Here is a 9004-nt window from a genome sequence, read left to right as displayed (position 1 = left end):
ATTCATAGTAGGGTTGATTCATAGTAGGGTTGATTCATAGTAGGGTTGATTCATAGTAGGGTTGATTCATAGTAGGGTTGATTCATAGTAGGGTTGATTCATAGTAGGGTTGATTCATAGTAGGGTTGATTCATAGTAGGGTTGATTCATGAATCAACCCTACCCTTAATAGATGAAGTGTGACGGGATTTGGCATCATCCCCAGCATTAAGATAAATCCTATAAGATATTTTTAGTTTTTAACAAGAAAATTCGGTAATCGGGGAAAAGGTGAGGAGAGAAAGCTTAGGAAAGCTGATAGGAGCCGTGACGTTGGGCATAATAATCGAGAATTGCCGTGACCAGAGCGCGATCGCTTTCCTGAAAAGCCTCGGTATAGTTAATTTCTAAACTACCGATCTGACTTTGATGATAATCGAATTGTTGGAACTGCTGGGGAGTGAGATGGGTTTCGACCCCCTGAACCTGTTCTAAATGGCTGGCTAACTCCCGATAGATAGCCAAGGGCATTCGCGGATAAATAATGGTTTGTTTTTGTTGAATAGCAATCGATCGCACGGGTTTTATTCTCCTGATTCGGAAATATTATAGCTGATCGAGGCTTGCGGTGCGGCCGGTTCGGGGACACCATCCCCTAGGCGACGGGTAATAGTTTGACCGTATTGTTCTAAGACAATATAGGGATTATCGGGATTAGTATCGATCGCTTTAACTAAAATTAAACCATTAGAGAGGGTAGAACCGGGGGTAACTCGACGTTCCGTGGCTTCTCCAGGGGCTTTCACGATCGCCATAGGACTGGTAGGCAACCGGATGATGCCCAATACTTGCACTGCTGCCGCTTCCGTTGGTTGCGGTGGCGGCGGCGGCGCTTTAACTATCGGTCCTCTGGGAGTGGCACGATTACCTCCTGGTGCAGGTGCGGCTGCCGGACGATTACCTCCTGGTGCAGGTGCGCCAGTGGCCGCTGGAGTCTCAGCTGGGGGTTTTTCTTCCTCTGTAATCGTAATATTGGGCTGCAGAGGCAAAATAGCGAAGGGATCGCTGCGACCGCGGTTAATTTCTGCCCGTTTTTGGTCGGGATCGGTGGCGGGAATTAATCCAGCTACCCTTGGGGTGGCTGGTTCGGTGGCTGGTTGCACAGCACCGCTAAAGGCAGGAGGTGGGGCAGCCGGGGGACTAGGAGAGGGGGTGGGGGTTTCTTGGGTAATCGGTGGGGATTGATTAGCTTGGTCAGAAGCTGGACATCCCACCAACAATAGAGCAACACTCCCCACCGATAGGATTAGCGGCAATTTTTTCATGGGAAAACAAAGACAAAATAGCCCTGAATGATAACTTTAGATACTAACATAACATTTGTTTCCCAGAAATCTAGGCAGACCATAGGGGGAAAGTCAGGAGCTTGAAGCTTGACCCCGCTAGTCCGGTTTTAATACTGACCACCAGATTTGCGATGACCGACGGCGGTGACACCGTTACTATCCAAAACTTGACCTCGCTCGACGGTAGCATAGACTAACCAGCGATCGCCGCAGGGTTGTCGCTCTTTGACCGTACACTCTAGATAGGCGAGACTTTCGCTTAAAATCAGACAGCCATTTTCCCCGACTTGGGTTTCTAATCCCGTAAAGACATCGCCGCCAGATTTGATGCAATTGGAAAAATGGCGGCGTAAATTGCGCCCTTCCTTGAGAATATTCAAGGTGAAGACGGTTCCGGAGTTAATTAGGCGATCGGCTGCTTGTTCGTCAGCAACGGCGATAATTAGCCCCGGGGGGTTAAAACTGGCTTGGGATACCCAAGAGGTCAAGAAACCAGCATGATCCTCGCCCTGACGAGTGGTGAGAACAGAGAGGGAACCGACGATCCGACCAACGGCCTGGGCAGTGCGATCGATTTGTGTTTCGGTCATTCCCTGTTGGGGAACCCGCAATTTTTTGGTTTTTTTCAAGGTCTGGGCGAAGGTTTCTCCGGCTGAATAACCTGCTTGTAAACTGCTTTCTGTGGGGCTAAAACGCACGCGCAAGGATTCAAAACCGAGGCGATAATTGGCATCTTTGAGTTTAGTTTCAATTAAATCTACCGCTTCTCCACTCCAACCGTAGGAACCAAAAACCCCAGCTAATTTAGTTTTTGCTGCCGTGGAAAGAACGATTCCTAAAGCGGTTTGAATCTGGGTAGGAGCGTGACCGGCTAAGGTGGGAGAACCGATAATAAATCCGTCACAATTTTCGATCGCTTGACCAATTTCGGCGGGGGTGGCAAACTCACAATTGATTGATTCTACGGCCAGATCATTTTCTAATAATCCTCGTTCGATCGAGCGGGCCAGGGTGGCAGTATTTCCGTAGGCAGAAGCATATAATAAGGCCACTTGTAGGGGTCGAGTTTTTTGTTCTTGACACCAATAGCGATAATCGTGGGCAAGACGACTAAGACTATAACGAATTATCGGACCGTGGGCGGGTGCATAATATTGGGCGGTAAATTCTTTAATTTTGTCGAGGGCTGTTTCTACCGGTTTGGATTGCACGGCATGGAGACAATCAAAATAATAACGACGATCTGCGTCTAATTGTTTCCAATTTTTATCCCAAATATCGTCACTGCACAGATGCACACTAAAGAATTTATCGCTGTATAAAATTTGGGTTTTTTGGTCAAAAGTGCAGATACCATCAGGCCAGCGCGGCGTAGGAACATTAATAAAACTTAGTTGATGACCTTGCCCTAAATCAAGGATTTCATCGGTTCGTATGCCCAAAATTTGTGCATCGGTCAAGGCATTTTTAAGGGTATTGACGGCAGATTTAGAACAGAGGATGGTGATTTGATGGGTTTCGGCTAATAATGCCTTTAAAGTGACGATACGATTGGGATTAACGTGACTGAGAATCAGATAATCGAGACGATGTAAGGGGATATATTGACGAATTTCTTCTAAATAAATTTCGGTGAAGGATTCTCCAGGAGGATCGATTAAGGCAGTTTTATCGCCCCGGATAAGATAGGAATTAGCGGTGGTTCCCCGTTGACGACCATATTCTATTTCAAATTTTAATCTGTCCCAAGTACGGGAGCGAAAAACCCAAGTTTGATCGGCAATTTCTGCGCTTTGAACATCGCGGGGGCGATTATTGATAGCAGGATTGGGAATTAAAGTATTAGTGGTCATAATTGTTAATTTAGTTGTTAGTTGTTGGGTGTGGGGTGTGGGGTGTGGGGTGTGGGGTGTGGGGTGTGGGGTGTGGGGTGTGGGAGGAGTGAGGTTTTAGAGTTTTAGTTGAAATTACTCTATCTCCCCATTACCCTATTCCCCCATTTTCCTATCCCCTTCTAACTGATAACTGATAACTGATAACTGATAACTGATAACTGATAACTGATAACTGATAACTGATTAAGTTTTGCTGTTTATTTCAGTTAATTCTTTAACTAAATGTTGACGATAACGTTCAGAAACTTTTTGTTCGGGATCGATACCTTCAAAGGTGGGAGGAAGCCAAACTCTTAACACCATTAAGGCACCGAGAACTATTAGAAAAGCACAGGCGGCTAATACTTGTGTCCAATTAGTTTCTAGGACTCCTCTGACAATTAATTCTCGCAAAACCGAGACAATAGAAACTTCGACGGCAACACCGATAGAAACTCGTTTTTCTTGCAAATAAATAATCAACAATCGGAACAATTCTACTAGAATCAAGAGGAATAAAATATCGGCGGTAATAATCCGAAATTGAATCGGTGGCAGCAGCGACATAAACAATTCTCTGACTTCTAACACCATGAAGCTAAATAAACCGATACAGAGAGAAATGACAATTAAATCTTGAATTGTTTCTAAGACTTGCACTACTCGCACCATCATTGGGGAAGGTTTTTTAATTGGTTCGTACATTTTATTGCTCCTAAAATTGATAAAATTTGGTGTTAGGAAAGTGGGGAAGTAGGGTGATGGGAAGAATAAATAAAAATAATCTCCTGCCTCCTGATAACTGATAACTGATAACTGATAACTGATAACTGATAACTGATAACTGATAACTGATAACTGTTAATAATGATTGCCAACTTTGCGATGATGGACAGCAGTTAAGACATCTAAACGAGCAACTCGTCCGCTATTAACGGTACAATAAACTACCCAATGATCGCCGCAATCTAAACGACTGGTGACTTCACATTCTATGTAAGCTAAGGCATCGGCTAAAATTGGTGATCCATTGTTAGCAGTATAGGTTTTAATGCCTTCAAAACGATTGGCACCGGGAGGGAAACGCTTGAGGAAATGTTTCATTAATTTCTGATAATTATCCTCAGCCAAAACATTTAAAACAAAGGTATCGCTAGGCTGTAAAAAGGATACCATTGCCCGATCTTTGGCCACTGCAATCGCCACACCCAAAGGATTTAAACTTGCTTGTGTCACCCAAGAGGCAACCATGGCACTAGATAAATCGGCTTTTTGGGAAGTAATTAAGTACAATCCAGTACTAATACGACCTAAAGCTTTTTCTAAGTCGTTGTTAATCGACTTAATTTGTTTAATCGTTTTTTCTCGGCTTAACCATTGGCCGAGGTCGGTTCCTGCTTCATCGGCAATCAAATCGAGGGATTGATTGGAATTGTCTTTAACTAAAAGAGGAGGAAAAGCTTCGATCGACCCGATTTCCTGTAATTTATTTCTTAAGGGAAAAATCGGTTCATCTTCCCCACCTCCTGACTCAAATAATCCTACCGCTTGTTTGCCATTAATTGAAGCAAGAATCGTGCTTAAAATCGTCTGGTTAATCGGGGAAGATTGGGGAGGCATTCCGATGACAACTCCCTTAGATTGATTGATCAATTCTCTGACTTCGTGGGGATCAGCATTATTCATATCGACTAATTCTGTCACCACATCAGTTTTGGTCAAACCCTGACTGATCATAGTAGCTAAATGTTCGCTTTGTCCGTAATCTTGGGTAAAAAATACAGCCACTAAAGTATCGGCAGAAGTTTGTTCTTGACTCCAAGTTTGATAGCGTCCCACCCAATCAGAAATATGGTGTTTTAATAGGGGACCGTGACCGGTGGCAATGAGATTAATCTCAAATTTCTCGATTCTTTTAATCGCCCCTAAAACCGAACGGGCATTCGGTCGCATCAGACAGTCATAATAGGTTTGAAAATCGGCTTCTAGCAGGTCTTTTTCTCGATCGTAGGTTTGATCATCGCAAAAGTGCATTCCGAAGGCATCACAGGTAAAAAGGGTGGCAGTTTTAGCATCAAAAGTGAAGATAGTATCAGGCCAATGAAGATTAGGGGCTGAAACAAATTCTAAGACATGACCATTACCTAAATCTAAAGTATCACCACTTTTAATGATTAACTGTTTAAAGGGTCTGTGTACCATGTTTTCCAGGAATTGCATGGCAACTTTTGCCCCCACCACGGTAACTTCTGGGACTAATTCTAAAACCTCTTTGACTAAACCACTGTGGTCGGGTTCGGTGTGACTGATAATTAAATAATCAAGATGATTGATGTTGATTAGTTTAGTTAATTCCTCCAGATAAAGGCGATCGAATTTGCGGTGAGATGTATCAATTAGGGCGGTTTTTTCCCCTTGAATAACAAAAGAGTTATAAGTCGTACCGTTTTCTAAACCAAATTCGATATCAAAACGATCGCGATCCCAATCCAAACAGCGCAAGGTAAAAGTATTTTCGGCGATTTCTTGGATTTGTGTGGTTAAACGGCTGGTTTTAGCGGGTTTTGGGGTGATTAAAGCAACCATAATTTCTATCTCCCACAGGATTTGATGCGGAACTGCATTTGCTTAATTCCTATGGTGACTTGCTTTCAGCGATTTGTAAAATACCAATTACTCAAGTAAATGATTAGTTAGATTTATATAACCTTTTCTCTATGGTTAAGGCTATTAATTGGAGTGCCGGCCTTGCCGAATCAAGATCTGAATACTGATTGTGCATCGTATCCACAGGTTAGCTAAGTCCTCGCCTTCACATATACACTTTTGCATATTTGTCAAGCTTTTTACACAATTCTTAATATTTATCTCGTTTTTGCTCTCTCGCTCTCCTCGGTTTTCTCGACCGAATCGCTAAAATGATTAGGGGTGTTGTGTTGCCGATGTCAGTCTATGAGTGAACCTGTAACCCTTGAGGATATTTACCAGCTATTCCGCGCTGGTGAAACGTTTTTTTGTCTTAAAGTCCAGAAAACGGTTTCTCCGAGAAACCCGTTTTCTCGATATTGTGGGCGATGCCCACCCTACGGTAAGATGTTCTTATGGTTGTTCTAGGATTGTATTCTTGCCAAAGACTGCTTAAATTCTGCGAGAGAATTAGCAGTAGCCACTAATTTTAGTAGCTCTTCTAAGATAGTAAGGTTAGTCATTTTGCCGATTATCTCTTCAATTTCTGAAGAAATCTGTCCAAACCGCACAGCTAAAACTGTTTTTATGTCATTGCGGCTTTTTTGTAATGCTCCAATTTCCTTACCAATTTCCTTACCAATTTCCTTACCGCGTTCTATTCCTCGCAATTCCATATTACTTATTAAAGGCATGGTTATTTCCTCCTCAAATTGTTTAACTTTACTCTCTAAACTTGACTGCAATTCAGTTGATAAAGTCATCCTATTGTCGATGATTTTAAACAGCTTAATTATCTGTTCCCTCTCGAACTCCTTTTCATACAATCCCCTGATTAACTTCCATTTCCACTGTTCCCGTTGTGGCAGTTTCCCAGTAGTCGCTTTTGTTTTCAGGTGTGCCATGACTCTTAAAGTCCAGAAAACGGGTTTCTTGAAGAAACCCGTTTTCTAGAAAAACGCTTCAAAATATTCGCTTAATGCTTCTTGCCAGGGTTCATCATAATTGGCGGTTGTTGGGTTCATTTGAGTTGTCCGCTTACTTCTAGGGTATGAAGCGCGATAGCGTAACGCACCGATTTAATAATAGAGTTGGTGCGTTACGGCGGATTGTTAATTTTGGTTTTTTGACGGAATTGATAGTCGCAAACACGCACCCTACACCTACTTAATTAAACAAAGAAATTACCCACTAGAATGCTCCCTAAAGCTGGTAAAGTGCCGGTAAATCCGGTGATATTTATTAATAAATCATTGCTGGATTGGAAGCCAGCCATGCCACCATTAATCAGAAACGGCAATGAGTCCTGTGGGGCGACAAATGACGGTGATTCGCAGTTAGAAAAAGACAACCACCGCCAACTCCCAGAGGAAATGGTTTGTCAAACCAGCAAGGGATGATTAAGCAATAAAATTAAACGCCAAAATCCCATCATTAAAATCGTTATCGCTGATATTGGGTAAGTTCCCCGGTAAATCCTCAAAGCCAAAGATATTATTCCCCCTTGACCGTAAATGTTCCGCCCCATCGGGATTTGCCGCCCCAAAGGAGAAGTAGGCCACCTCATGACTCATATAGTTTTCTAGGGTGGCCGCCACGTTATCGGGATTCTTGGCCAAAAATGCCTGAATACTCCCTTGCAGACTTTCCCCCAGATTGCCCCCATTGGCAATCACAAAGGGTGCGTAGCGTCGCCCCCCTTGCAACAACACATCCCCAAATTCAGCGGCGGTGGTGCTTTGGTTTGCTCCTTCCCCACTGGCCCGCAAAATGAAGTTATTCACTGCTTGACTTAAGGCACTACGGGCATAACCCGCTTGACCGGGTTGAATTAACTCTGTCACGTTGCCATCTCCATCTAAATCGAGGCTGTCAAAAACGGCTCCGTTATCATCCGCCACTGGATAGAGACCGACAACGTTATTGAAGAAAGCTCCCGTCTGTTGGAGTCCCTCCTCAATGGCTGTCACCTGTATGCTACTGGGCAAGTTACTGAAGTTGAAAACCAGAGAACCCTGTCCATTGCCCGTATTTTTAAATTCAAGGGCCTGGGGATTAACGTCTTGGTCGGGTAGATTGGTAATTTCTAGGGTGAAATTAACCGTTGCGTCTGGCGTGGCATTGGGAGCCGGTTTGAGGGTGGTATCCGTTACCGCCACCGTCAGATTATAGAGGGATTGGGCTTCAAAATCAGCCTTACCGATGAAGAATAATTCCCGGCCACGAATCTGGAAACTGCTCTGATCACTGCCCAACAAAGAAAGGCTATTTGTCCCCAAGGCATCATCGCTGATCTGAATATCGGCAACTTTGACACCTTGACTGGTATCGGTATTTTCAGCGATCGCCTTGGTGCTATTAGCAAGAATTAGGGCTGTGGGAGCTTCATTGACATCGGTGATGTTTAAAGTCAAGGTTTGGGTGAGATCGGGGGTGACACCAACGGTTGGATCATCGACATTGACGGTGACTTCGTAACTATTTTGGGCTTCAAAATTAGGAGTAAAACCGACATAGAAAAGGGCCGAATTCCGAATTAAGAAGCGCTCCTTATCCCGTCCCGTGAGGAAGAGATTATTGGTTCCTAAACCATCATCTTCAATCAGGAGATCGGCGACTTTAAATTCTGGGGTGACATCGACATTTTCCGCTAACTCGGTGACAGCATTTTGGAAAATTAGGGCTGTGGGAGCTTGATTACTAGGATTTTCATTAACATTATTTACCGCAATTGTCAAGGTTTTCTCAAAACTTAGTCCCCCTTGGTCTGTGGTTTTTACCCGAATACTGTAACTATTTTTGGTTTCAAAATCGGGGGAATTATTAATCTGTAATTGATTCCCCACAATCGAGAAGGCAGTATTATCTGTATCTCCTGTTCCTGCTATCAAACTATAGATAAAGGTATTACCAGTATCGGGGTCTGTACTGGAAAATGTTCCAATCACTGTATTGGGAGCAACATTTTCATTTACTGTTGTCGCACTTAAGGCTAAATTCGTCGGAGCTTGATTACTAGGATTTTCATTAACATCATTGACAGTAATTGTCAAGGTTTTCTCAAAACTTAGTCCCCCTTGGTCGGTGGTTTTTACTCGAATACTGTAACTATTCTTGGTT

8 protein-coding genes and 1 pseudogene are annotated in these 9004 nt (G+C 43.4%); 1 reads left to right on the top strand and 8 read right to left on the bottom strand.

The genetic code is table 11. The annotated features are described in order from the left end of the window. Positions 1-285: 285 nt before the first annotated feature. The 7 genes and pseudogenes from O9334_RS09475 to O9334_RS09445 all read right to left on the bottom strand — a co-directional run. Positions 286-558 (bottom strand): hypothetical protein, encoded by a 273-nt coding sequence (locus tag O9334_RS09475; RefSeq protein WP_045359350.1) that lies wholly within the window; start codon positions 556-558, stop codon positions 286-288. 5 nt (positions 559-563) lie between these two features. Further along, complete coding sequence (locus O9334_RS09470; RefSeq protein WP_288000002.1) at positions 564-1304, bottom strand: hypothetical protein; 741 nt, start codon at positions 1302-1304, stop codon at positions 564-566. A 128-nt stretch (positions 1305-1432) separates the two neighbouring features. Next, on the bottom strand, positions 1433-3178 hold the full coding sequence (locus O9334_RS09465; protein WP_190381860.1) for a diflavin flavoprotein: 1746 nt from the start codon (positions 3176-3178) through the stop codon (positions 1433-1435). A gap of 225 nt (positions 3179-3403) precedes the next feature. Further along, entirely contained in the window at positions 3404-3904 is a 501-nt protein-coding gene (locus O9334_RS09460) for a phosphate-starvation-inducible PsiE family protein (protein WP_045359346.1), read from the bottom strand. A gap of 156 nt (positions 3905-4060) precedes the next feature. Then, on the bottom strand, positions 4061-5785 hold the full coding sequence (locus tag O9334_RS09455) for a diflavin flavoprotein (protein WP_045359345.1): 1725 nt from the start codon (positions 5783-5785) through the stop codon (positions 4061-4063). A 524-nt stretch (positions 5786-6309) separates the two neighbouring features. Next, positions 6310-6789, bottom strand: a complete 480-nt coding sequence (locus tag O9334_RS09450) for a hypothetical protein (RefSeq protein ID WP_045359344.1) — start codon at positions 6787-6789, stop codon at positions 6310-6312. 266 nt (positions 6790-7055) lie between these two features. Then, a pseudogene (locus O9334_RS09445) lies at positions 7056-7175 on the bottom strand (bluetail domain-containing putative surface protein); the annotation flags it as partial. Between O9334_RS09445 and O9334_RS09440 the strand changes: the two are divergent. Continuing rightward, positions 7159-7284, top strand: coding sequence for a hypothetical protein (locus tag O9334_RS09440; protein WP_271939132.1), 126 nt, complete (start codon positions 7159-7161; stop codon positions 7282-7284). The pseudogene O9334_RS09445 and the gene O9334_RS09440 overlap by 17 nt on opposite strands. Here O9334_RS09440 and O9334_RS09435 read toward each other — a convergent pair. After that, positions 7285-9004: DUF4114 domain-containing protein (locus O9334_RS09435; protein WP_287999998.1), on the bottom strand; the 1720-nt coding region annotated here is incomplete at its 5' end.

Source organism: Microcystis sp. LE19-8.1F (assembly GCF_027531715.1).
In the GTDB taxonomy this organism is placed as follows: Bacteria; Cyanobacteriota; Cyanobacteriia; order Cyanobacteriales; family Microcystaceae; genus Microcystis; species Microcystis wesenbergii_A.
Note: the sequence above shows the minus strand (reverse complement) of the source record. Positions and strands in the feature narration are given on the sequence as shown.

Bases quoted from the DNA above. Each gene is read 5' to 3' on its own strand.
- O9334_RS09440 (WP_271939132.1), top strand. From the start codon at position 7,159: ATGCCACCATTAATCAGAAACGGCAATGAGTCCTGTGGGGCGACAAAT.
- O9334_RS09465 (WP_190381860.1), bottom strand. From the start codon at position 3,178: ATGACCACTAATACTTTAATTCCCAATCCTGCTATCAATAATCGCCCC.
- O9334_RS09470 (WP_288000002.1), bottom strand. From the start codon at position 1,304: ATGAAAAAATTGCCGCTAATCCTATCGGTGGGGAGTGTTGCTCTATTG.
- O9334_RS09450 (WP_045359344.1), bottom strand. From the start codon at position 6,789: ATGGCACACCTGAAAACAAAAGCGACTACTGGGAAACTGCCACAACGG.
- O9334_RS09455 (WP_045359345.1), bottom strand. From the start codon at position 5,785: ATGGTTGCTTTAATCACCCCAAAACCCGCTAAAACCAGCCGTTTAACC.
- O9334_RS09460 (WP_045359346.1), bottom strand. From the start codon at position 3,904: ATGTACGAACCAATTAAAAAACCTTCCCCAATGATGGTGCGAGTAGTG.